Source organism: Salmonella sp. SJTUF15570 (genome assembly GCF_043357055.1).
Classification (GTDB): domain Bacteria; phylum Pseudomonadota; class Gammaproteobacteria; order Enterobacterales; family Enterobacteriaceae; genus Salmonella; species Salmonella enterica.
In genome coordinates this window covers 1-868 of sequence record NZ_JBEUKJ010000034.1, presented here as the reverse complement: position 1 = coordinate 868, position 868 = coordinate 1, and the positions used below count along the sequence as shown (strand labels likewise).

Below are 868 nucleotides of genomic sequence, written 5' to 3'. Positions count from 1 at the left end.
AGTCCGGATTGGAGTCTGCAACTCGACTCCATGAAGTCGGAATCGCTAGTAATCGTGGATCAGAATGCCACGGTGAATACGTTCCCGGGCCTTGTACACACCGCCCGTCACACCATGGGAGTGGGTTACAAAAGAAGTAGGTAGCTTAACCTTCGGGAGGGCGCTTACCACTTTGTGATTCATGACTGGGGTGAAGTCGTAACAAGGTAACCGTAGGGGAACCTGCGGTTGGATCACCTCCTTACCTTAAAGAACTGTTCTTTGAAGTGCTCACACAGATTGTCTGATGAAAAGTAAAAAGCAAGGCGTCTTGCGATTGAGACTTCAGTGTCCCCTTCGTCTAGAGGCCCAGGACACCGCCCTTTCACGGCGGTAACAGGGGTTCGAATCCCCTAGGGGACGCCAGCGTTCAAACTGATGAGGTCAAACCTCCAGGGGACGCCACTTGCTGGTTTGTGAGTGAAAGTCACCTGCCCTAATATCTCAAAACTGACTTACGAGTCACGTTTGAGATATTTGCTCTTTAAAAATCTGGATCAAGCTGAAAATTGAAACACAGAACAACGAAAGTTGTTCGTGAGTCTCTCAAATTTTCGCGACACGAGAATGTTTTACGAAACATCTTCGGGTTGTGAGGTTAAGCGACTAAGCGTACACGGTGGATGCCCTGGCAGTCAGAGGCGATGAAGGGCGTGCTAATCTGCGATAAGCGCCGGTAAGGTGATATGAACCGTTATAACCGGCGATACCCGAATGGGGAAACCCAGTGTGACTCGTCACACTATCATTAACTGAATCCATAGGTTAATGAGGCGAACCGGGGGAACTGAAACATCTAAGTACCCCGAGGAAAAGAAATCAACCGAGA

At 49.1% G+C, this 868-nt stretch carries 1 tRNA gene and 2 rRNA genes; all 3 read left to right on the top strand.

Annotated features, from left to right (window positions below):
* Positions 1–244, top strand: a 16S ribosomal RNA gene (locus tag ABVN44_RS24680); the annotation flags it as partial.
* A gap of 85 nt (positions 245–329) precedes the next feature.
* Positions 330–405: transfer RNA gene (locus tag ABVN44_RS24675), tRNA-Glu, on the top strand.
* Between the two features lie 230 nt (positions 406–635).
* Positions 636–868 (top strand): 23S ribosomal RNA (locus tag ABVN44_RS24670); the annotation flags it as partial.